The 20,414-nt window shown below is 67.2% G+C and carries 20 protein-coding genes and 5 tRNA genes; 5 read left to right on the top strand and 20 right to left on the bottom strand.

The window, feature by feature from the left end:
• Positions 1 to 301 precede the first annotated feature (301 nt).
• The 12 genes from rplA to MJ605_RS03005 all read right to left on the bottom strand — a co-directional run bounded on the left by rplA (position 302) and on the right by MJ605_RS03005 (position 7,325).
• Entirely contained in the window at positions 302 to 1,009 is a 708-nt protein-coding gene (gene rplA / locus MJ605_RS03060) for a 50S ribosomal protein L1 (RefSeq protein ID WP_243039430.1), read from the bottom strand.
• A 3-nt stretch (positions 1,010 to 1,012) separates the two neighbouring features.
• Positions 1,013 to 1,441 carry a 50S ribosomal protein L11 gene (gene rplK, locus MJ605_RS03055; protein WP_038620472.1) on the bottom strand — a complete coding sequence of 143 codons (429 nt, stop codon included), beginning with the start codon at positions 1,439 to 1,441 and terminating at the stop codon, positions 1,013 to 1,015.
• 341 nt (positions 1,442 to 1,782) lie between these two features.
• Entirely contained in the window at positions 1,783 to 2,343 is a 561-nt protein-coding gene (gene nusG, locus MJ605_RS03050) for a transcription termination/antitermination protein NusG (RefSeq protein WP_243039428.1), read from the bottom strand.
• Between the two features lie 9 nt (positions 2,344 to 2,352).
• Positions 2,353 to 2,748, bottom strand: a complete 396-nt coding sequence (secE, locus tag MJ605_RS03045) for a preprotein translocase subunit SecE (protein WP_243039426.1) — start codon at positions 2,746 to 2,748, stop codon at positions 2,353 to 2,355.
• An 81-nt stretch (positions 2,749 to 2,829) separates the two neighbouring features.
• Positions 2,830 to 2,905: transfer RNA gene (locus MJ605_RS03040), tRNA-Trp, on the bottom strand.
• A 154-nt stretch (positions 2,906 to 3,059) separates the two neighbouring features.
• Positions 3,060 to 4,250 carry an elongation factor Tu gene (gene tuf, locus MJ605_RS03035; RefSeq protein WP_243039424.1) on the bottom strand — a complete coding sequence of 397 codons (1,191 nt, stop codon included), beginning with the start codon at positions 4,248 to 4,250 and terminating at the stop codon, positions 3,060 to 3,062.
• 65 nt (positions 4,251 to 4,315) lie between these two features.
• Positions 4,316 to 4,391, bottom strand: a tRNA-Thr gene (locus tag MJ605_RS03030).
• A 27-nt stretch (positions 4,392 to 4,418) separates the two neighbouring features.
• A tRNA-Gly gene (locus tag MJ605_RS03025) sits at positions 4,419 to 4,492 on the bottom strand.
• 30 nt (positions 4,493 to 4,522) lie between these two features.
• Positions 4,523 to 4,608: transfer RNA gene (locus MJ605_RS03020), tRNA-Tyr, on the bottom strand.
• Between the two features lie 105 nt (positions 4,609 to 4,713).
• Complete coding sequence (locus MJ605_RS03015; RefSeq protein ID WP_243039422.1) at positions 4,714 to 5,202, bottom strand: acyl-CoA thioesterase; 489 nt, start codon at positions 5,200 to 5,202, stop codon at positions 4,714 to 4,716.
• A gap of 72 nt (positions 5,203 to 5,274) precedes the next feature.
• Entirely contained in the window at positions 5,275 to 5,754 is a 480-nt protein-coding gene (locus MJ605_RS03010; RefSeq protein ID WP_425600957.1) for a GNAT family N-acetyltransferase, read from the bottom strand.
• Between the two features lie 41 nt (positions 5,755 to 5,795).
• On the bottom strand, positions 5,796 to 7,325 hold the full coding sequence (locus tag MJ605_RS03005; protein ID WP_243039419.1) for a DHA2 family efflux MFS transporter permease subunit: 1,530 nt from the start codon (positions 7,323 to 7,325) through the stop codon (positions 5,796 to 5,798).
• A gap of 139 nt (positions 7,326 to 7,464) precedes the next feature.
• Between MJ605_RS03005 and MJ605_RS03000 the strand changes: the two genes are divergently transcribed.
• The 3 genes from MJ605_RS03000 to MJ605_RS02990 all read left to right on the top strand — a co-directional run bounded on the left by MJ605_RS03000 (position 7,465) and on the right by MJ605_RS02990 (position 10,763).
• Entirely contained in the window at positions 7,465 to 7,935 is a 471-nt protein-coding gene (locus MJ605_RS03000; RefSeq protein ID WP_243039418.1) for a MarR family winged helix-turn-helix transcriptional regulator, read from the top strand.
• A 121-nt stretch (positions 7,936 to 8,056) separates the two neighbouring features.
• Positions 8,057 to 10,393, top strand: coding sequence for a SpoIIE family protein phosphatase (locus MJ605_RS02995; protein ID WP_243039416.1), 2,337 nt, complete (start codon positions 8,057 to 8,059; stop codon positions 10,391 to 10,393).
• On the top strand, positions 10,371 to 10,763 hold the full coding sequence (locus MJ605_RS02990) for an STAS domain-containing protein (protein ID WP_243039415.1): 393 nt from the start codon (positions 10,371 to 10,373) through the stop codon (positions 10,761 to 10,763). The genes MJ605_RS02995 and MJ605_RS02990 overlap by 23 nt, the downstream gene beginning before the upstream one ends.
• Positions 10,764 to 10,803: 40 nt before the next feature.
• Here MJ605_RS02990 and ychF read toward each other — a convergent pair whose 3' ends face one another.
• The 6 genes from ychF to ispE form a co-directional block, all read right to left on the bottom strand.
• Positions 10,804 to 11,895 (bottom strand): redox-regulated ATPase YchF, encoded by a 1,092-nt coding sequence (ychF, locus tag MJ605_RS02985; RefSeq protein ID WP_243039413.1) that lies wholly within the window; start codon positions 11,893 to 11,895, stop codon positions 10,804 to 10,806.
• Between the two features lie 176 nt (positions 11,896 to 12,071).
• Positions 12,072 to 12,653, bottom strand: a complete 582-nt coding sequence (gene pth / locus MJ605_RS02980) for an aminoacyl-tRNA hydrolase (protein ID WP_243039412.1) — start codon at positions 12,651 to 12,653, stop codon at positions 12,072 to 12,074.
• A 45-nt stretch (positions 12,654 to 12,698) separates the two neighbouring features.
• On the bottom strand, positions 12,699 to 13,343 hold the full coding sequence (locus MJ605_RS02975; protein ID WP_243039411.1) for a 50S ribosomal protein L25/general stress protein Ctc: 645 nt from the start codon (positions 13,341 to 13,343) through the stop codon (positions 12,699 to 12,701).
• Between the two features lie 105 nt (positions 13,344 to 13,448).
• Positions 13,449 to 14,387: a ribose-phosphate diphosphokinase gene (locus MJ605_RS02970; RefSeq protein ID WP_243040008.1), complete on the bottom strand. Its 939-nt coding sequence runs from the start codon at positions 14,385 to 14,387 to the stop codon at positions 13,449 to 13,451.
• Positions 14,388 to 14,443: 56 nt separating this feature from the next.
• Positions 14,444 to 14,520 (bottom strand) — tRNA-Gln (locus MJ605_RS02965).
• A 17-nt stretch (positions 14,521 to 14,537) separates the two neighbouring features.
• The gene (gene ispE / locus MJ605_RS02960) at positions 14,538 to 15,932 is read right to left on the bottom strand and encodes a 4-(cytidine 5'-diphospho)-2-C-methyl-D-erythritol kinase (RefSeq protein WP_243039408.1); all 1,395 of its coding nucleotides are present in this window, start codon (positions 15,930 to 15,932) and stop codon (positions 14,538 to 14,540) included.
• A gap of 153 nt (positions 15,933 to 16,085) precedes the next feature.
• Between ispE and MJ605_RS02955 the strand changes: the two genes are divergently transcribed.
• A complete protein-coding gene (locus MJ605_RS02955; protein ID WP_243039406.1) occupies positions 16,086 to 16,655 on the top strand; it encodes a hypothetical protein in 570 nt (189 codons plus the stop codon).
• A gap of 7 nt (positions 16,656 to 16,662) precedes the next feature.
• Here the strand turns inward: MJ605_RS02955 and lolB are convergent, their stop codons facing one another.
• Positions 16,663 to 17,292, bottom strand: a complete 630-nt coding sequence (lolB, locus tag MJ605_RS02950) for a lipoprotein insertase outer membrane protein LolB (protein WP_243039404.1) — start codon at positions 17,290 to 17,292, stop codon at positions 16,663 to 16,665.
• Complete coding sequence (locus MJ605_RS02945) at positions 17,289 to 19,025, bottom strand: tetratricopeptide repeat protein (protein WP_243039403.1); 1,737 nt, start codon at positions 19,023 to 19,025, stop codon at positions 17,289 to 17,291. The genes lolB and MJ605_RS02945 overlap by 4 nt, the downstream gene beginning before the upstream one ends.
• A gap of 110 nt (positions 19,026 to 19,135) precedes the next feature.
• Between MJ605_RS02945 and hemA the strand changes: the two genes are divergently transcribed.
• On the top strand, positions 19,136 to 20,407 hold the full coding sequence (hemA, locus tag MJ605_RS02940) for a glutamyl-tRNA reductase (RefSeq protein WP_243039402.1): 1,272 nt from the start codon (positions 19,136 to 19,138) through the stop codon (positions 20,405 to 20,407).
• Positions 20,408 to 20,414 lie beyond the last annotated feature (7 nt).

Genomic DNA, 20,414 nt, shown 5'->3' with positions numbered 1-20,414 from the left:
GACGCCTTCCGTGACGTCGGGGATCGCATCGATCCCGGGTGGTGGCCTTTCCAGAAAACATTCCTAGAACATCAGGATTCCAGAAGGGGCAGCACCATCTGCGCAGGCCGGATCCGCGGAGGAACCCGATTAAGCGAACTCGCTTGCGACGACGGCGTTTCCTTGCCAACACGAGCTCCCTGCTCGTCGTCGCCGCGCGCTGTTCGCGCCTGCGGTCTTTGACGGCGGCTCCGGCCGGAAAGCCGGGCCTGCCCTCAAAAACGCGCCCGCACCGGCATGCGCCGGTGCGGGACTTCAATGCTTACTTGGTCGAGATCGACAGAGTCGAGGTGTCGACCGGCACGCCAACGCCCATGGTGGACGACAGCGCGATCTTCTGCAGGTACTGGCCCTTGGCCGTGGCCGGCTTGGCCTTCAGCAGGTCGTTGACCAGCGCGTTCAGGTTGTCCGCGAGCTGGGCGGCCTCGAAGGTGGCCTTGCCGATGGTGGCATGGATGATGCCCGCCTTGTCGTTGCGGAACTTCACCTGGCCGGCCTTGGCATTCTTCACGGCCGTGGCGACGTCGGCGGTGACCGAGCCGTCCTTCGGGTTCGGCATCAGGCCACGGGGACCGAGCAGCTGGCCGAGCTTGCCGACCACGCGCATCGCGTCCGGCGTGGCGATCACGCGACCGAAGTCGAGCTCGCCCGCCTGCATGCGCTCGGCCAGGTCGTCCATGCCCACGGCGTCGGCGCCGGCGGCCTTGGCGGCCTCGGCCTTCTCACCGGCCGGCACGAACACGGCGACCTTGACGGTCTTGCCTGTGCCGTGCGGCAGCAGCGAGGAGCCGCGCACGCCCTGGTCGGACTTCTTGGCGTCGATGCCGAGGCGGACGGCGACGTCCACGGACTCGGCGAACTTCGCCTTGGCGTTGGCCTTGACGATGTTCAGGGCATCTTCCAGGCCATAGAGCTTGCCCGGCTGCACAGCGGCCTGGGCCGCCTTCATACGCTTCGTGATCTTTGCCATGTCTTAGCCCTCCACCACCAGGCCCATGCTGCGCGCGCTACCGGCAATGGTGCGCACCGCGGCGTCCAGATCAGCTGCCGTGAGATCCGGCTCCTTCTGCTTCGCAACGTCTTCCAGCTGCTTGCGGGTGATCTTGCCGACCTTGTCGGTGTTCGGCTTGGACGAGCCCTTGGCGACGCCCGTGACCTTCTTGATCAGCACGGTGGCCGGCGGGGTCTTGGTGATGAAGGTGAAGCTGCGGTCCGAGTAGGCCGTGATGATCACGGGGATCGGCAGGCCCGGCTCCATCTTCTGCGTGGCGGCGTTGAATGCCTTGCAGAATTCCATGATGTTCAGGCCGCGCTGGCCGAGGGCGGGGCCCACCGGCGGCGACGGGTTGGCCTGGCCGGCCTTGACCTGCAGCTTGATATAGCCAGTTACTTTCTTTGCCATTGAATTTTCCTCGCGAGTTCAAGCGCCTTGCGGCTCCTCGCTGTGTTGTCGATCCCTGATGGGAGGGGAATCCGCCGCCCTGCGGACCCTGAAACACGGGCACGCCGGGGCAAGAATCCCAGCGTGAACCGCATACTATAGAGATTGATTAAGTTTTAAGCAAGGGGTGTGCCGTTGCACCCCTGTAAAGTCGCCCGCTGCGTGGGCTCCGAGTCGGCGGCTTGCGCCGCCTGTAAATGGCCAATGGCAAAAGCGCCTTGCCGGCCAAGCTCTTACCATTTACAGCCCACGCTGTGGGGGCTTTACCGTTTACAGCCCGCAAAGCGGGCGATTTCATCCTTTTACGCCTTTTCCACTTGGCCGAACTCCAGCTCGACCGGGGTCGAGCGGCCGAAGATCAGCACGGCGACGCGCAGGCGGCTCTTCTCGTAGTTGACTTCCTCGACCACGCCGTTGAAGTCGTTGAACGGACCGTCGATGACGCGGACCATCTCGCCCGGCTCGAACAGCACCTTGGGCTTGGGCTTTTCCACGCCCTCGCGGACGCGGCTCAGGATGGCATCGGCCTCGGAATCCCGGATCGGCAGCGGCCGGTCGGCGGTGCCACCGATGAAGCCCATCACCTTGGGGGTTTCCTTGACCAGATGCCAGCACTCGTCGTCGATGCGCGGCGCCTTGCCCTCGGTGTCCGTCTCGATCTGCACGAGAACGTAGCCCGGAAAGAACTTGCGCTCGCTGCGGCGCTTCTGGCCGCTGCGCATCTCGATGACTTCCTCGGTCGGCACCAGCACTTCGCCGAACCGCTCTTCCATGCCAGCCCGGCGGATCCGCTCGTCCAGCGAGCGCTTCACCTGGTTCTCGAAGCCCGAGTAGGCGTGCACCACATACCAACGCTTGCTCATGCCATCACCTCACGTACCGAGCTTGAGCAGCCAGTCGAGCACGACCGACTTCAGGATCAGATCGATCAGGCCCAGCAGCAGCGACAGGACGATAACCACGACAATGATGATGCCGGTGGTCTTGAGCGTCTCGTCGCGGGTGGGCCAGACCACCTTGCGCAGTTCGAACTGCGATTCACCAAGGAAGGCGCGTACGCGGCGGCCCGGCGCCGTAAAGGCGGCAATGGCCAGCGACACCGCCAGGGCGACCAGCACGCCGAGCAGGCGCACCGACTGCGGGATGGAGCCGTCGCCGCCGAACCACGAATACGCAAAGACGCCGGCCGCCAGCACCAGCAGGGCCAGCACCAGCTTGGCGATGTCGGCGCCGCTGGCGCCCTTGGTCGGTTCTGCCTTCGTATTCATGCGCCGTGATCGAATGAGGGAGGTACCGACCGGGTCACGGCCAGCATGCCATCCACCATCCGCCGTGGATCCTCGGAAAGATGGCACGCCAGGAGGGACTCGAACCCCCAACCTGCGGTTTTGGAGACCGCTGCTCTGCCAATTGAGCTACTGGCGTAGGAATTTGGTGAAGCCGCTCGCTGGCGCGAGCTGTAAAGCCGGCAGCTTCGCTGCCTGGAAACGGTCAATGGGTAACAGCCTTGGCTCCTGCCCTTCACCATTTGCCCTTTACAGCCCGCCCCACCGGGGCGGGCGACTTACCACTCTACAGCTTACTTGATGACCTTCGCCACCACGCCGGCGCCGACCGTGCGGCCGCCTTCGCGGATCGCGAAACGCAGGCCCTGGTCCATCGCGATCGGGTGGATCAGCGTCACCGTCATCTTGATGTTGTCGCCCGGCATGACCATCTCCACGCCTTCCGGCAGCTGGATCGCGCCCGTCACGTCGGTCGTGCGGAAGTAGAACTGCGGACGGTAGCCCTTGAAGAACGGGGTATGACGGCCACCTTCATCCTTCGACAGCACGTACACTTCCGCCTCGAACTCCGTGTGCGGCGTGATCGTGCCCGGCTTCGCCAGCACCTGCCCACGCTCCACGTCGTCGCGCTTCAGGCCGCGCAGCAGCAGGCCCGCGTTGTCGCCCGCCTGACCCTGGTCCAGCAGCTTGCGGAACATTTCCACGCCGGTGACCGTGGTCTTCTGGGTCGGGCGGATGCCCACCACTTCCACTTCGTCACCCACCTTGATGATGCCGCGCTCGATACGACCCGTCACCACCGTGCCGCGGCCCGAGATCGAGAACACGTCTTCCACCGGCATCAGGAACGGCTGGTCGATCGCGCGCTGCGGCTCCGGAATGTAGCTGTCCAGCGCGTCCACCAGCGCGATGATCGCCGGCACGCCGATCTCCGACTGGTCGCCTTCCAGCGCCAGCTTCGCCGAACCCTTGATGATCGGGGTGTCGTCGCCAGGGAAGTCGTACTTGCTCAGCAGCTCGCGCACTTCCATCTCCACCAGCTCGAGCAGCTCGGCGTCGTCCACCATGTCGGCCTTGTTCAGGAACACCACGATGTACGGCACGCCCACCTGGCGCGACAGCAGGATGTGTTCGCGCGTCTGCGGCATCGGGCCGTCCGCGGCCGAGCACACCAGGATCGCGCCGTCCATCTGCGCCGCACCCGTGATCATGTTCTTCACGTAGTCCGCGTGACCCGGGCAGTCCACATGGGCGTAGTGGCGGGTCGGCGATTCGTACTCGACGTGCGCCGTCGAGATCGTGATGCCGCGCGCCTTCTCTTCCGGCGCCGCGTCGATCGCGTCGTATGCCTTGAACTCGCCTCCGAAACGCTCGGCTCCCACCTTCGTCAGCGCGGCCGTCAGCGTCGTCTTGCCGTGGTCCACGTGACCAATCGTGCCGACGTTGACGTGCGGCTTGGTGCGTTCGAATTTACCCTTTGCCATACGTCTAAAACCCCGATGGAGTCAAATGATGAAAAGTGGGATGGAACCCGCGAAGCGCGGTGAGATGGTGCTCATGACTGGAATCGAACCAGCGACCTCTTCCTTACCAAGGAAGTGCTCTACCGACTGAGCTACATGAGCACGGAAAACACCTTACGACGACTTCAATGGAGCGGGAGACGGGAATCGAACCCGCACCATCAGCTTGGAAGGCTGAGGTTCTACCATTGAACTACTCCCGCCTGGTTGAATCAGCCTTTGCGGAAATCGTCTGGTGGAGGGAGGTGGATTCGAACCACCGAAGGCGTAAGCCAGCAGATTTACAGTCTGCCCCCGTTGGCCGCTTGGGTATCCCTCCAACAAAGAACGGCTATTGTGTGGATCGGCCCGGTGACTGTCAACACCCGCCGCGGGAATTTCGGCGTTTTCCCACGATCTTTTCCCGTGCGCCGAGCTCCCGGCGTCAGAGATCCTCGGCCACGTGCATATCGACCAGCCGCTCCATCTCCTTGGACAGCTCCATCAGCTTCATGGCCTGCTGCTGCAGCAGATGTTCCCGCTCGTCGTGCGGCTGCCAGGGCGGCACCGGCGTGGGCTTGCCGTCCGGCGCGTCCAGCGCCACGAACACCATCACGCAGCTGGTGGCGAGGCGATGCTCGTCTTTCTTCAGGTCGCGCGCCATCACGTCCACCGCCATGTGCATGCTGGAACGCCCGGTATGGATCAGGCGCGCGCGCACGGTCACCAGGTCGCCGATCAGGATCGGCGCCACGAACTGGATGCCGCTGACCGAGGCCGTCACGCAGTACGCCCCGCTCCAGCCCACCGCGCAGGCATAGCCGGCCTGGTCGATCCACTTCATCGCCATGCCGCCGTGCACCTTGCCGCCGAAATTCACGTCGGTGGGCTGGGCCAGGAAACGGAAGTTCACTTCGTGCTGCTTGCCGGGCATGGACCGGGGACTCCAAGGGCGGGAAAGCCGCATTATGCGCTGCGACGCCTAGTCGCACACAAATGAAATAGATCAATCGCAGCCAGAGACCCGGTAGATCATGGGAACGGCGACCACCCCGCCCCGCCGACGCGCCGGATCATCGTCGCGGACGAATCCCAGGTGGAGATAGAACGGCACGGCGCCCTCGGCCGCGTTGAGGGTGAATACCCGCGTCCCGGCCCGCCGCAGGCAGTCGCGGCGCAACCGCTCCCACAGCCGGCGACCGATGCCCCTCCCCTGGTGCCGCGTGCCGACGAACAACTGGGCGACGTGGCTGTCGTCGCGCACGGCGGCGATGCCGGCCAGCGCGCCGTCCGCATAGGCCAGGTGCATCCGGTAGCCGGCCAGCAATCTCGCCCGGACGGACGGCGTAGTGAAGGTCGCTTCCAGCGCCGCCACGCCCCCGGGAGGCTGCCCGGGGCTGATCCAGCGGCGCACGACCCGCCGCGCCAGCGCCGCGATGGCCGGCGCGTCCTCGACCCGAGCCAGCCGCAGCCGCAAGCTTTCCATCGCCGGATCACAGCATGCCCGGGAGTCCGCCTACAAGCCGTTCAGTGGGCCCCTGCCCCCGCATCGGACGACTTGGCCGCGAACGGCGGGCGGGTCAGCCAGACGAACACGATCAGACCCAGGAAGATCCAGCCCAGGGCGTGGAACAACTCGTTGAAGGCGATCTGGTAGCCCTGCTGGGTAATCATGCCGTCCACGATGCCCGCGCCCAACTGCACATGGCCGCCGCCCAGCTGGTTCACGGTGGCCATGGCGTCCTGGTCATAGACGGTGACGTGCTCGGCCAGCTGGGCATGGTGCAGCACGGCGCGGCGCTCCCACAGGAAGGTGGTGAGCGAGGCGGAGAAGCTGCCACCCAGGGTGCGCAGGAAGGTGGCCAGGCCCGAACCGGAAGCGATCTCGTTGCGGTCGAGGTCGGACAACAGCACCACCGTCACCGGCATGAAGAACAGCGCCACGCCCAGGCCCATCAGCAGTTGCATCGCGGCCACGTGGGCGAAGTCGATCTCCAGGTAGAAATTCGAGCGCAGGAAGCAGGTCACGCCCATCACCACGAAGGCGAAGGACGCCAGCAGGCGCAGGTCGAAACGCATCGCGTAGCGGCCCACCACGAAGCTGAGCAGCACCGGGAAGATGCCGATCGGCGCCGCGGCAAAGCCCGCCCAGGTGGCGGTATAGCCCAGGTTGCGCTGCAGCCACTGCGGCAGCAGCAGGTTGATGGCGAAGTACGCCGAGTACGACAGTACCAGTGCCAGCGTGCCGTACTTGAAGTTGCGGTGGCGCAGCAGCCTGAGGTCGACGATGGGATGCTCGTCGGTCAACTCCCAGATCAGGAACACCGCCAGCGCGATCGCCGAGACAAGGGTGGTGACGATGATGAAATTGGAGTGAAACCAATCCTCGTCGTTGCCCTTGTCCAGCATGATCTGCAGCGCGCCCACGCCGATCACCAGGGCGGCCAGGCCCACGTAGTCCATGCGGGGCCGCTCGGTGACCTCCACCTTGCCGCGCATCTGGTTGGCCACCACCATGCTGGCGAACACACCCACCGGCACGTTGATGAAGAAGATCCACGGCCAGGAATAGTTGTCGGTGATCCAACCGCCCAGGATTGGGCCGGTGATCGGCGCCACCACCGCCACCATCGACAACAACGACAGCGCCATGCCCCGCTTGTTAGGGGGATAGATGCCGATCATCAGGCTCTGCGTGATGGGATACATCGGCCCCGCCACCGCCCCCTGGATCGCCCGGAACAGGATCAGCATGCCCATGCTCTGCGAGACGCCGCACAGGAACGAGGCGACCACGAACAGCAGCGTGCACCACACGAACAGCCGCACCTCCCCGAAGCGCCGGCTGAGGAAACCGGTCAGCGGCAGCGAGATGGCCTGACTGACCGCGAACGAGGTGATGACCCAGGTGCTCTGGTCGCTGCTGACGCCGAGGTTGCCGGCGATGGTGGGCAGGGAGACGTTGGCGATCGTCGTGTCCAGCACCTGCATGAAGGTGGCCAGCGACAGGCCGATGGTCGCAAGGACCATGTTCGGTGGGCGGAACGAGGTGGTCATCGAAGTGCGGGCCAGGGAGGCCCACGGGCGGGCCCATGTCCATAATTGTTTATGTCATGACTATTATTGTCAAATGAACTATATGCATTCCAATGATTGACCTGCAAAGATTGTCCTGCCCCTGCCCCGGCGGACGCCCATGACCCGACCCCAGGATCTGCACTACGCCCTCACCGTCGCCCTCCAGCCCACCCGGCAGGCCTGGCAGCAGGCGGCCGGCATCGTGTTGGCCGGCGTCGGCCTGTCGGTCACGCTGGCTACGCCCGTCCTGCTGGTATCGCGCATGGGCGACGGCATCTCCCAGCAGGCGCTGGCCGAGCGCATCGGCGTCCACCCTGCCGCGCTGGTGCGAACCCTGGACCAGGCCGAACAGGCGCAACTGCTGGAGCGACGCGTGGTGCCGGGCAACCGGCGGCAGCGGGCGATCCACCTGCTGCCCGAGGGCAAGCGACTGGCCCAGGAGATGGAGCTGGCACTGAGCGCGTTGCGTGCCCAGGTGCTGGGCGACCTGCCTGCCGAGGACATCGACGCCGCCGTGCGCGTGCTGCAGGCGCTGGAGGATCGCGCGAGACGCTACAGCGAAAGCGCCAAGGATGACGCCAGGGACTAGGCGGTCATGGCCGGTGCCGCGCCATCTGTGCGCTGGTCGTCACAAGCGAGAACAGCCATCCGAACGACTTGCCGAGGTCATGTCCAGCATGGCTAGATGCGTCGTCCACGGGGGAACTGGCATGGTCTGGCGCAGCATCGCCTCACGGCTGTCTTTGGGGGTCCTCGCCGGCTCCGCGCTGGTGCTCGCCGTCGCCTGCGGCGCGCTGTTCCAGCGCGTCAGGCAGCAGACCCTGCAGCAATCCCACAGCGAGGCGGCCGCCCTGGCGAACGAGGCCGGCAACCGTATCGAGCAACGGTTGGCGCGCGTAGCCGACACGACCCAGACCCTGGCCGCGGTGGTCGCGCCACGGCCTGCGGAAGCGGAGGTGCTACTGCGGCGCGCACTGGCCAGGAACGAGGACCTTTCGGGATTGGCTGCCGTATTCACCCCCGACGATACCCCGAGCCTGGCCTCCCCGTTCCTGAGTCGGCAGGACGATGGCACGCTGGTCCAGCGCGACATGCGCAAGGACCCCACCCGGTATTGGGAAACGAACTGGTTCCTTGCGGGCCTGGCCTGTACGCAGGGTTGCTGGCAGCGGCACTTCTACTCGAAGTCGCGCAAGCGCGAATTGGTGGACTACGCCGTGGCGATCACGCGGGACGGCCACCCTATCGGGCTAATCAACGCCGACGTCAGCCTCGATTGGCTCAACGGCATCCTCAAGGCGCTTGCCAAACCGGCCGGCGCCTACGCCTTCGTATTGGACGACAGCGGCGCCTATCTCGCCCACGACGACCCGGCCATGGTCGGCCAGCGTGGTGCCCCCAGCCTGCTGCAAGCGCTGGCGCAGCACGAGGCGTCCCACGTACGACTGACCGTGGCGCCGCATCCCCAGGCGGAAGGCCAGCCGGTATGGATTTACTTCACGCCCATCGAGGGGACGCGCTGGCGTTTCGGCCTGGCCATGCCGGAGAACAGCATCTATGTCGGCGTGCGCCAGGCCTTCGCCTATACGATGGCCCTGGGCCTGTTGGCCCTCGTGGCGCTGGCCATGATCACCCTGGCGGTGGTGCGGCGCACCCTGGCCCCGCTCGGCACCCTCGCCTCGCATGCTGAGCAGGTGGCTCGCGGCGCGCTGGCCTTCGAACTACCTCCAGCGCGCCGCCCCGACGAGGTGGGCCGGCTCACCCAGGCCTTCGACCACATGCGCACCGAGCTGGCGCTGCACATCGCCGAACTCACCCGCAATGCCCGCGAGCAGCAGCGCCTGGCCAGCGAACTGGACATCGCCCAGCAGATCCAGACGGCACTGCTGCCCGGCCAGCATTACCTCGACGCGCATTGCGAAAGCTTCGAGCTGCACGCGCTGCTGCGTCCCGCACGCGCGGTGGGCGGCGACCTGTACAGCTACTTCATGCTGGACGAACGGCGCTTCTGCGTGATGGTGGGCGACGTCTCCGACAAGGGCATCCCGGCGGCCCTGTTCATGGCCCGTACCATCACGCTGGCCAAGGCGCTGGCGCCGCGCGCAGGCTCGCCCCGCCAACTGCTCTCGATGCTCAACCGGGAGCTTTGCCGCAACAACGAAAGCTGCATGTTCGTCAGCCTGTGGTGCGGCATGCTCGATACCTACACGGGCGAACTGGTCATGGCCAGCGCCGGGCACGAGCCCCCCGCGCTGTGCGACGCGGAAGGCGCGCGGCTGCTGGAACTGGAGACGGGCGCGGCGCTGGGGCTGGACGAAGAGGCCGGCTACCCGTCCCACACCTTGCGCCTGCAGCCGGGCCAGACGCTGCTGATGTATACGGACGGCATCACCGAGGCGACCGATACCCGGCAGGACATGTTCGGCACGCAACGGATGCTGGACTGCCTTGCCCGGCTACCCACGCGCACCGCCTCCGGCCTGGCCGACGGGTTGCTGGCCGAGGTGGATCGCTTCGCCGCCGACGCGGGACAGGCCGACGACATCACCGTCCTCGCGCTCAGTTGGCATCATGCCCTCGACGACAGGAACGCTCCCATGCTGGACCTGACCATCCGCGCATCGATCAGCGACGTGTTCGACACCCTCGAACGCTGCGACGCCTCGCTGCGCGCCCAGGGCGTGGCGACCGACACGCGGGAGGATATCCGCCTGGTGCTGGAGGAACTGATGGTCAACATGGTGCAGCACGGGCAGGCCCACGCCGCCGGCGACAGCATCAGCCTGCACATGCGCCTGGGCGGCGATGCCGTGCTGGTCGAGCTGCACCACGACGGGCAACCGTTCGATCCGCTGCAGGCGCCCCTGCCGGAACTTCCCGGCGACCTCGCCGACCGGGACGAGATCGGCGGCCTGGGCATCCACCTGGTCCGCGCCATGGCCAACGAGTTGATCTACAGCCATGACGAGCAAGGCAACCACCTGCAACTACGCTTCCTCCACCCCGCACGTACGGAGCACGACCATGACGCTCACCCTGAGCACTGAAAGCGCATCGTCCGAGCGCGCCACGCTGTACCTCCATGGCCGGCTCGATGCACAGACGTTCGGCGAGCTCGACCTCGCCATGCTGGACCTGCTGCCCCGGATCGCCGAAGGTGGCACCCTGGTGCTCGACCTTTCCGCGCTGGAATACATCAGCAGCGCCGGCCTGCGCAGCATCGCCAAGATCCGCAAGAGCATGCGCGCGCACGGCGGCCACACCCTGCTGCTCAATCCGCAGCCGCAGGTGCGCAAGGTATTCGAGATCGTCAAGGCGGTACCGGTGAACGAGGTATTCACCAGCGCCCGGGAACTGGACGCCTATCTCGACAACATCCAGCGCCGGATCATGGACGGCGACGACCAGGAGCCTTGAATCACCCCAATGAAAAAGGGCCGCATCGCGGCCCTTTTCGTCAGACGTTGAACAGGAAGTGCAGGACGTCGCCATCCTTCACCACATAGTCCTTGCCTTCCTTGCGCAGGCGACCCGCGGCGGCGGCGCCGGCTTCGCCCTTGTACTGGATGAAATCGTCGTAGCTCACCGTCTCGGCGCGGATGAAGCCGCGCTCGAAGTCGGTGTGGATCACCCCGGCCGCCTGCGGCGCGGTGAAGCCGCGCTTGATGGTCCAGGCGCGCACTTCCTTCACGCCGGCGGTGAAGTAGGTCTGCAGGTTGAGCAGCTTGTAGGCGGCACGGATCACGCGGTTCAGGCCGGGCTCTTCCAGCCCCAGGTCCTTGAGGAACTCGTCGCGGTCGGCATCGTCCAGCTGCGAGAGTTCTTCCTCGATGGCGGCGCACACCGGCACCACCTCGGCGCCCTCCTCCGTGGCGCGGGCGCGCACGGCGTCCAGGTGCGGATTGTTCTCGAACCCGTCCTCGCGCACGTTGGCGATGTACATCAGCGGCTTGAGCGTGAGCAGGAACAGGTCGCGCACCAGTGCCTTCTCTTCCTCGTCCAGGCCCAGGCTGCGCGCGGTCCTGCCCTCGTTGAGGCCAGTGGCGAGCTTCTGCAGCACCGGCTTGCGGGCGATGGCCTCCTTGTCGTTGGCCTTGGCCGCGCGCTCGGCGCGGTTCAACGCCTTTTCCACCGAATCGAGGTCGGCCAGCGCCAGCTCGGTGTCGATGGTCTCGATGTCGGCGATGGGATCGACCTTGCCGGCCACGTGCACGATGTCGCTGTGCTCGAAGCAACGCACGACGTGCGCGATGGCATCCACTTCGCGGATGTGCGCGAGAAACTTGTTGCCCAGGCCCTCGCCCTTCGACGCGCCGGCTACCAGGCCCGCGATGTCCACGAACTCGACGGCGGTGGGGATCGTCTTTTGCGGCTTGACGATCTCGGCCAGCGCGTCCATGCGCGGATCGGGCACCGGCACCACGCCCACGTTCGGCTCGATGGTGCAGAACGGGAAGTTGGCGGCGGCGATGCCGGCCTTGGTCAGCGCGTTGAACAGGGTGGACTTGCCGACGTTAGGCAGGCCGACGATGCCGCATTTGATGCCCATGTTTGAATCCGTGAAGTCGGCGCCTACGGCGCCTGTCAATGGTGGAGTCGGCGCTTGCGCGCCTGTAAATGGTGAATCGTAGATGGTAAATGGAAAGAGCCAGAACCGCTGAGCCCGTATGCTTTGACCATTGACAGCGCCGCAGGCGCGACTTACAGCGAGCAACGCGAGCGACTTCACCCTACTGGCGTATGAAGCCTCTGCATCGCCTTGTCGAACTGCCCGTCGACCGCCAGCGGCAGCACGTCGAGCGCGCGCGCGATGCCGTCGACGATGGCGTCCTCGTCCTTGGCCGACGGGCGCCCGAGCACCCACGGCGTGACCTTGTCCTTGTGACCGGGATGGCCGATGCCGATGCGCAGGCGATGGAACCTGGCGTGCCCCAGGTGCGCGATGATGTCGCGCAGGCCGTTCTGGCCGCCGTGGCCGCCGTCGAACTTCATCCGCACGGTGCCCGCGTCGAGATCGAGATCGTCGTGCGCGACGAGGCACTCCTCCGGCTCGATCTTGTAGTAGCGCAGCGCCGAAACCACGGCGATGCCGCTCTTGTTCATGAAGGTGGCGGGCTTGAGCAGCCATACCGGCTGGCCGCCGATGCGGACCTTGCAGGTCTCGCCATGCAGCTTGCCGTCGAGGCCGAAGCGCTCGCCCTGCCCCGACGCCAGGGCGTCAACAAACCAGAACCCGGCGTTGTGCCGGGTTCGGAGATAGTCGGCGCCGGGATTGCCCAGCCCGACGATGAGTCGCAGACCTGTCATGCGGGCATGCGGCCCGCGCCCTGGTGGGACGCGGGCCGCCGCGGCTTACTTCTTGGGAGCCTCGGCCGGGGCGGCCTCGCCCTCGGCGGCCGGCGCTTCCTCGGCCTCTTCCTTCACCGTGTTGGCGGTGACCACGGCGGTGTCGTGGTCGGCGCCCAGGTGCAGGGCGACGATTTCCACGCCCTTGGGCAGCTTCAGCTGCGAGAGGTGGATGATGTCGCCGGGCTTGAGGTCGGCCAGGTCGAGCTCGATGAACTCCGGCAGGTCCTTCGGCAGGCAGGAGATTTCCACTTCCGTCAGATTGTGCGAGATCACCACGCCCGAGGTCTTGCCGGCCGGCGACTTCTCCTGGTTCAGGAAGTGCAGCGGCACGTTGACGCGCAGCGCGGCGTTCTCGTCCACGCGCTGGAAGTCCATGTGCAGCATCTGCAGCTTGTACGGGTGCTTCTGCCAGTCGCGCACCAGCACCTTCTGCACCTTGCCGTCGATGCTCAGGTCGAGCACGGACGAGAAGAACCACTCGTGCTTGGCGGCGAGCAGGATGGTGTTGTGTTCGATCTGGATGCTCTGCGGGGCCTGGCCGGCACCGTAGACGATCGCGGGCACGAAGCCGGCATGACGCAGGCGGCGGCTCGCACCTTTCCCTTCGTCCTTGCGGCTCTGCGCCTTGATTTCATGAATCATAGCCATGTTGGTATTGCCTATCGTAGGTGAACCGCCTCGCGGCGGCCGTGCGACTCCCCCGCGACCAGGGGAGCCGTGAAGCGGCGGCCGGCATGCGCCAGCCGCGAAAACTCAGTCGATGTACAACGAACTCACCGACTCGCCGAAGGCGATGCGGCGGATCGTTTCCGCCAGCAGCTCGGCGACCGAGAGCTGGCGGATCTTGGCGCAGGCGGCCACGTCGGGGCGCAGCGGCAGGGTGTTGGTCACCACCAGCTGGTCGAGCTGGGAGTTGTCGATGTTGCTCAGCGCCGCGCCCGACAGCACCGGATGCACGCAGTACGCCACCACCTTGCGGGCGCCGCGCTCCTTCAGGGCCGCGGCGGCCGCGCACAGGGTGCCGGCGGTGTCGACGATGTCGTCGACCAGCACGCAGGTCTTGCCGTCCACCTCGCCGATGATGTTCATCACCGTGGCGACGTTCGCCTTCGGGCGGCGCTTGTCGATGATGGCCAGGTCCGCGTCGTCCAGGCGCTTGGCCATCGCACGGGCGCGCACCACGCCGCCAACGTCCGGGCTGACCACGATCAGGTCGTCCATGCTGTAGTTGCGCCAGATGTCCGCCAGCAGCACAGGCGAGGCATAGACGTTGTCCACCGGGATGTCGAAGAAACCCTGGATCTGGTCCGCATGCAGGTCCACCGTGAGCACGCGGTCCACGCCGGCGGTGCCGATCATCTTGGCGACCATCTTGGCCGTGATCGGCACGCGCGCCGAGCGCGGACGGCGGTCCTGGCGGGCATAGCCGAAGTACGGGATCACCGCGGTGACGCTGGCCGCCGAGGCGCGCTTGAGCGCGTCCACCAGCACCAGCATCTCGAACAGGTTCTCCGCGCTCGGCGCGCCGGTCGGCTGCAGCACGAACACTTCCTGGCGGCGGACGTTCTCCTCGATCTCCACCTGGGTCTCGCCGTCGCTGAAACGGCCCACCAGCGCCTTGCCGAGGGGCACGCCAAGACGCTGGGCAACATCCTCGGCGAGCGCGCGATGGGCGTTGCCCGTGAAGAGCATCGGGCCGGTGGTGTCGAGAGCCATGTTTTTGTGGACCTGATGAGCCATGTGTGGAATGGCTGGGGCGGCAGGATTCGAACCTGCGCATGCGGGAATCAAAATCCCGTGCCTTAACCAGCTTGGCGACGCCCCAGTATCAACTGGAATTTCCTAGCCTGCCGCCCCGTCGGCACCGCGATGGCGCGCCAGGGCGACGAGCAGCGGAGAGACGTCCTCGCCCCTGGCCACGTGGGCCGTGAAACTGGCGGGACAACGCTCCGCAATGGCCTCGGCGCGCTCCGGGGATTCCGTCTCCAGGAACACACACGCACCGCTGCCGGAAAGCCTTGCCCGGCCGAAACCGTCGAGCCAGTCCAACGCCGCGGCGACGCGCGGGTGACGCGCGCGCACCACGGGCGCGAACGCGTTCTCGACCGTTTCGCCCGATGCAAAGGATGAAATTGTGGCGGGCGGAGCATTTCGTGTCAATTCAGGCGCTTGAAAAAGCGCTGCGGTGGGCACGTGTTCGTGGGGGTCCAGCACCACGTACCAGCGCGGCGGCAGGGCCATGGGCGTGAGTTTCTCGCCCACGCCCTCGGCCCAGGCTGAACGGCCGCGCACGAACACCGGTACGTCGGCACCCAGCTGGCGGCCCAGCTCGGCCAGGGCGTCCTCGCCCAGGCCGGCACCCCACAGCCGGTTCAGCGCCACCAGCACAGTGGCCGCGTCCGAGCTGCCGCCGCCCAGGCCGCCACCCATCGGGATGCGCTTGTCCACCTCGATGTCCGCCCCGGCGCCGGCCGGCGCATAGGGCTGCAGCAGGCGGGCGGCGCGCACCACTAGGTCGCTGTCGGTGGGCACGCCCGGCACGTCGGTGAGGCGGTGGACCTGGCCGTCGCGGCGGGGCCGCAGGCGGATCTCGTCGCCCCAGTCCAGCAGGCGGAATACCGTCTGCAGGTCGTGGTAGCCGTCGGGGCGCCGGCCGGTGATGCGCAGGAACAGGTTCAGCTTGGCCGGGGCCGGCCACACGGTCCAGTCGGCGGGATCGGGCGGCGCCAACGGGCGGCTCATGAACACGCGCAGGTCGTCGGGAAAGCCGTTCTCGCGGTCGCGCTCGCGGTAGAAGGCGAACTCCGGGCGGCTTTTGTCCACCGTCACGAACCCATGGCGGGCATAGAACGGCGCGTTCCACGGCACGTCGGCCAGGGTGCCCAGGTCCACCCGGTGGTAGCCGGCCATGCGCGCCCAGCCGCAGGCATGTTCCAGCAGGGCCGCGCCGATGCCGCGCTGGCCGTGCGAGGGCAGCACGTCCATCTCGGCCAGGCCGATCACCTCGCCGCCCGCCTCCGCATCCAGCCAGACGAAGCCGACCGGTTCACCGGAACCGATCACCGCCACCCAGACCAGCCCGCGGGCGATCGCCTCGCGCAGCACCTCGGGCGGCACCGAGACGCGCCGATAGGCATCCCAGGCGCGATGGCCACGGAACAGCGTCATCGCGGCGCGCTCGATGGCGCACAGGGCCTCGGTCTGGTCCAGGCGGGCGCGTTCGATATGGAAGCTCATGCGTATTCCGTTACCTGCTTTCTTGTTTTCATACACGGCGACGGACGCGGCCCAGGCAAGGCCGGCATGCCTGTCCATGCCACACGAACCAAAGATCGCCCATCAGCATAAACCAGTCGCGGCATCGCGCCGCGCCGGCCGAATCGGCGAATCATGTCATCGTCGATCCTGGCTATTCCCAAGGACATCAGCATGCGCGTGGCCCTTCTCCTGTGCGGCATGGCACTCGCCGCCCCCTCGTACGCCCAAGGCCACGGCGCGTCCGAAGCCCAAGCCCGCGTGGAGCCATCCTTCGCCGACTCGACGAAGCCGCCACAGCGCGAGATCGACAAGCTGACCAGCGGCTCCCTGGTCGAGATAGGCAAGGTCGAGGCCCTGCCCGCTTCGTGCAGGGAGGCATTCGCCAAGCTCACCCATGAGGCCGCTTTTGCCTTGGCGAACCCCGGTCAGCCCTACCAGGCGACGGACGCCATCGGGCCGGGCCAGCCGCTGCCCTGGCGGCGGCTGATCTTCGGCGGCCTGTCCCGCGACCGATGCCTCGTCTACTACGAGCTTGGGGGAATCGCGGCCACCCAGGCCGTGGTCGTGTTCGACCTGTCGGCGGCAGGCAAGGCCACGCTGAGCTGGGGCGGCGTGGATGGCGGAAGGGTGCCCGACCTGCCTTCGCTGGTTTCCCGGATGGCCGGCGGCGCCTTCAGGCAAGGCGGGCCTGGCCGCTGGTGAGCGCCCTTTACTGAAAGTGCCAGGACTCCACCGACAGGCGCACCGTGTACGGCGGATTGTCCGCGAAGACCTTGGACGGCACGGCCGGCTCGCGCGTGGTGTCCCACGCCGGGTAGGCCACGCTCCAGCCATCCTGGGCCAATGTCGAGGGCAGGCCGTCGTCGCCGAACTTCAGTTCCGCCGGACCGCTGTCCGCGCGCGTGCCCAGCACCCAGGCGCGCAGGTCGCGCAGCGGCACATGCCAGCCCAACGCGTTCTGCACCAATAGCTCGGGGTTGGGATCGCGCTGCGGACCGCCTTCCAGGCCCTCGAGCACCGCACCGTCCGGCGTCACGCTGAGGCGGAAGCTCTTGCTGCCCACCGGGCCATGCACCACGAATTCGTAGCTGTCGCCGTTCTGGGTCCAGGTGAGCGTGCCGCTGCCGCCGTCCTTCTTGCCGTTGACCACGCCGGAAACGCCGATCTTGCCTTGCAGCACCCAGTGGTCGGTGCGGGCCAACAGGTGTTCGCGGGCGCGCTGCTCGTCGAGCAGCATGGCGAAATCCGCCTTGGGCTGCGGCTTCACCGCCTCCTTGTGGGCGCAGGCGGCAAGCAGCAGCAAGGCTGCCGCGGCGAGGAAACGATGGGGATGCTTCATGGATTGAGGCGCTTGAGGGTGTCGTGGAGGCTGCTGCTCTGCGGGTCGATCTTACGCACTTCGTCGAAAACGCGCCGCGCGTCTTCCTGGCGCCCCTGCTTCCACAAGACTTCGCCCAGGTGTACGCCGACGTCCGCGTCCTTGTGCGCCGTCCAGGCGCCGCGCAGGGCTTTCTCGGCCTGGTCCAGGTGGCCCAGGCGGTACTGCAGCCAGCCCCAGGAATCCTGGATGGCAGGGTCGTCCGGGCGCGCGGCGCGGGCCGCCTGGATCAGCCGCTCCGCCTCCGGCAGGTCGCGATTGGCGTCGGCGAGCGTGTAGCCGAGCGCATTGCTGGCGTCGGTATCGTCGGGCTTGAGCTCCAGCAGGCGGTGGAAATCGTTGACCGCCTGGTCGGTCTGGCCTGCCTCGGCGTAGGCCAGGCCACGGCCATACAGCAGGGCCGGATCGTCCGGCGCCACCTGCAGCGCGCGGGTGAAGGCACGCTCGGCCTGGGCGTACTGCTGCTCGTTCATGTACAGCTCGGCGTCCACCTCATAGGCGCGCCGCAGCTGGGCCGGCTGGTCGAGGTAGTCGGTCTGCATCTGGGCCAGTTGCTCGTGGGCCTCGGCGCTACGGCCCAGGTCCTGCAGCAGCACGGCGCTGCGCAGGTCGGCGTCGAAGGCGTGGTCGTCGTCGTCCGCCACCTGGTCGTACCACTTCAGCGCTTCTTCCTTCTTGTCCAGCATCTCGGCCAGTTGCCCCAGCAGGTAGGCGCTGCCCTGGCGCACGTCGTCCGGCGAGCGCTGCAGCTGGCTATAGAGGCGGCCGATGGTCTTGGTGTCGTTGGCGCGGGCGGCCAGCGCGGCGCGCATGGCGTAGGTGTCGGAGTCCTGCGGGCCGCTGTCCAGCAGGCGCGCCGCCTCGGCGTAGTCGCCGCCCTGGCCGAGCAGGGTGGCGTAGGCCAGGCGCAGGTGCGGATTCTTCGGGTCCTTGGCCATGGCCTTGTCGAACAGGGCCTTGGCCCCGGCCTTGTCGCCGTCGTGATACTTCATCTGCCCCAGCCAGGCATAGGTCTCGGCCGTGCCGAAACGCTTGACCGCCGCCTCGGCGATCTGCCGGGCGTAGGCATGGCGGCCGAGTTTGTCGCCCAGCTCGCTCATCGCCATCCAGGCCTGCGGGTCGGCGGGCAGGCGCTGCGGCGTGGCCACGGCCTCCAGCAGCCGTGCGGCCTGGGCGGCGTCGCGGCTGCCCACCAGCACCCGGCCGAACTGGCGCCAGGCATCCGGATCGCCGGTACCCACCAGGATCTGGAGCTGGCGCAGGGCCTCATCGGTATCGCCCTGGCCCAGCGCCAGTTGGGCGCGTGCCTGGGCCAGCGGGGCCGGCTTGCCGCCCAGTGCCTGCCAGCGGGTGATGGCCGCCTGGGCGGCGCCGGTATCGCGCACGGCAATGGCCAGGGCGGCGGCCTGCTCGGCCACCTTGGGGTCGTCCGACAGCACCGCGGCCCGGCCATACGCCGCGGAAGCGGCCTTGAGGTCGGTGCGGGTAAGCGCCATCTCGCCTGTCAGCAACTGGGCCATCAGGTCGTGGTCCTCGTCCGGCGTCGCCACCACCAGGTGCCCCAGCGGCTGGCCGGAGGACGAGGAACGGCCCGACCCGCCCGGCATGGAGGCGCACCCGGCCACGGCCAGCACCACGGCCCCGCTGATCGCAAAATGCCGCAGTTGCTTGAACTTGAACCACCTGCTCAGCACACTATTCTCCGCTCATCCGTCCGTCACGGCCGTTGCCACACTGTAGAACGACCGTCGCCAAAGCCTAGTTTACGCCGCCGGATGTATCCCGCCCCGGATCGCTCCAAACCATGACGCTGATCGCCCTAGGGCTCAATCACCTCACCGCGCCGGTCAGCCTGCGCGAGCAAGTGGCGTTCGATACGGATTCCACCGGCACCGCCCTGCAGGCGCTCACCCGCGAGCCGGGCGTGGAGGAGGCGTTGATCCTCTCCACCTGCAACCGCACCGAACTCTACGTGAGCGTCGCGGCGGGCGCCGAGGAAATCCCGCAACTATGGCTGAGCCGCCACCACCAGTTGACTGCCGGCAGGCTGGACGAGTTCCTGTATCGGCACGATGAAGACGCCGCCGTGCGCCACATGTTCCGCGTCGCCACCGGGCTGGACTCGATGGTGCTGGGCGAGCCGCAGATCCTCGGCCAGGTGAAGGACGCCTACCAGGCCGCGCGCGACGCCCAGGCCCTGCGAGCCCCTATGGAGCGCCTGCTGCAGCACACCTTCGCGGTGGCCAAGCGGGTGCGCACGGACACTCGCATCGGCGCGCATACCGTATCGGTGGCCTTTACCGCGGTGCGCCTGGCCGAGCAGGTGTTCGCCGACCTGCGCCAGGCCTGCGTGCTGCTGATCGGCGCGGGTGACACCATCGAGCTGGCGGCGCGCCACCTGGTGGACAAGCAGGTGCGCCGGCTGATCGTGGCCAACCGCACCCTGGAGAACGCCCAGGAACTGGCCAGCCGCCATGGCGGCTACGCCATTGCCCTGGCCGACCTGCCGCAGCACCTGGCCGATGCCGACATCGTGATCAGCTCCACCGCGGCGCGCCAGCCGGTGGTCACCCATGCGATGGTGGAGAAGGCCATCGCCACGCGCCGGCGCAAGCCGATGTTCATGGTGGACATCGCCGTGCCGCGCGACATCGAGCCGTCGGTGAGTGAGTTGGGCGATGTGTTCCTCTACGGCATCGACGACCTGCGCCAGGTGATCGACGACAACCGCCGCTCGCGCGAGGCCGCCGCCCGCGAGGCCGACGCCATCATCGACCTGCAGGTGGAGCGCTACATGGCCTGGCGCCGCGCGCTCACCCTGCGCAATCCCGCCATCGACCTGCGCCAGCACGCCGAGCTTTACCGCGACGAAGTGCTGGTCAAGGCGCGCGCCATGCTCGCCCGCGGCAAGTCGCCGGACGAGGCGCTGGCCTTCCTCGCCAACACGCTGACCAACAAGCTGCTGCACCATCCCAGCGCCCGCCTGCGCGAGGCCGCGCTGAGCGGCGACATGGACCTGCTGCATGCGGCCGGCCGCCTCTACGGCATCGTCGAGCAAGGGGAGAGGGACGAGTAGCGAGGGC

Origin of the sequence: Dyella sedimenti (genome assembly GCF_022760995.1) — a bacterium.
GTDB classification, from domain to species: Bacteria; Pseudomonadota; Gammaproteobacteria; order Xanthomonadales; family Rhodanobacteraceae; genus Dyella; species Dyella sedimenti.
The sequence above is the reverse complement of the archived record's forward strand: the minus strand, read 5'-3'. Positions and strand labels throughout refer to the sequence as shown.

Bases quoted from the DNA above. Each gene is read 5' to 3' on its own strand.
- rplA (WP_243039430.1), bottom strand. From the start codon at position 1,009: ATGGCAAAGATCACGAAGCGTATGAAGGCGGCCCAGGCCGCTGTGCAG.
- rplK (WP_038620472.1), bottom strand. From the start codon at position 1,441: ATGGCAAAGAAAGTAACTGGCTATATCAAGCTGCAGGTCAAGGCCGGC.
- nusG (WP_243039428.1), bottom strand. From the start codon at position 2,343: ATGAGCAAGCGTTGGTATGTGGTGCACGCCTACTCGGGCTTCGAGAAC.
- secE (WP_243039426.1), bottom strand. From the start codon at position 2,748: ATGAATACGAAGGCAGAACCGACCAAGGGCGCCAGCGGCGCCGACATC.
- tuf (WP_243039424.1), bottom strand. From the start codon at position 4,250: ATGGCAAAGGGTAAATTCGAACGCACCAAGCCGCACGTCAACGTCGGC.
- MJ605_RS03015 (WP_243039422.1), bottom strand. From the start codon at position 5,202: ATGCCCGGCAAGCAGCACGAAGTGAACTTCCGTTTCCTGGCCCAGCCC.
- MJ605_RS03010 (WP_425600957.1), bottom strand. From the start codon at position 5,754: ATGGAAAGCTTGCGGCTGCGGCTGGCTCGGGTCGAGGACGCGCCGGCC.
- MJ605_RS03005 (WP_243039419.1), bottom strand. From the start codon at position 7,325: ATGACCACCTCGTTCCGCCCACCGAACATGGTCCTTGCGACCATCGGC.
- MJ605_RS03000 (WP_243039418.1), top strand. From the start codon at position 7,465: ATGACCCGACCCCAGGATCTGCACTACGCCCTCACCGTCGCCCTCCAG.
- MJ605_RS02995 (WP_243039416.1), top strand. From the start codon at position 8,057: ATGGTCTGGCGCAGCATCGCCTCACGGCTGTCTTTGGGGGTCCTCGCC.
- MJ605_RS02990 (WP_243039415.1), top strand. From the start codon at position 10,371: ATGACGCTCACCCTGAGCACTGAAAGCGCATCGTCCGAGCGCGCCACG.
- ychF (WP_243039413.1), bottom strand. From the start codon at position 11,895: ATGGGCATCAAATGCGGCATCGTCGGCCTGCCTAACGTCGGCAAGTCC.
- pth (WP_243039412.1), bottom strand. From the start codon at position 12,653: ATGACAGGTCTGCGACTCATCGTCGGGCTGGGCAATCCCGGCGCCGAC.
- MJ605_RS02975 (WP_243039411.1), bottom strand. From the start codon at position 13,343: ATGGCTATGATTCATGAAATCAAGGCGCAGAGCCGCAAGGACGAAGGG.
- MJ605_RS02970 (WP_243040008.1), bottom strand. From the start codon at position 14,387: ATGCTCTTCACGGGCAACGCCCATCGCGCGCTCGCCGAGGATGTTGCC.
- ispE (WP_243039408.1), bottom strand. From the start codon at position 15,932: ATGAGCTTCCATATCGAACGCGCCCGCCTGGACCAGACCGAGGCCCTG.
- MJ605_RS02955 (WP_243039406.1), top strand. From the start codon at position 16,086: ATGTCATCGTCGATCCTGGCTATTCCCAAGGACATCAGCATGCGCGTG.
- lolB (WP_243039404.1), bottom strand. From the start codon at position 17,292: ATGAAGCATCCCCATCGTTTCCTCGCCGCGGCAGCCTTGCTGCTGCTT.
- hemA (WP_243039402.1), top strand. From the start codon at position 19,136: ATGACGCTGATCGCCCTAGGGCTCAATCACCTCACCGCGCCGGTCAGC.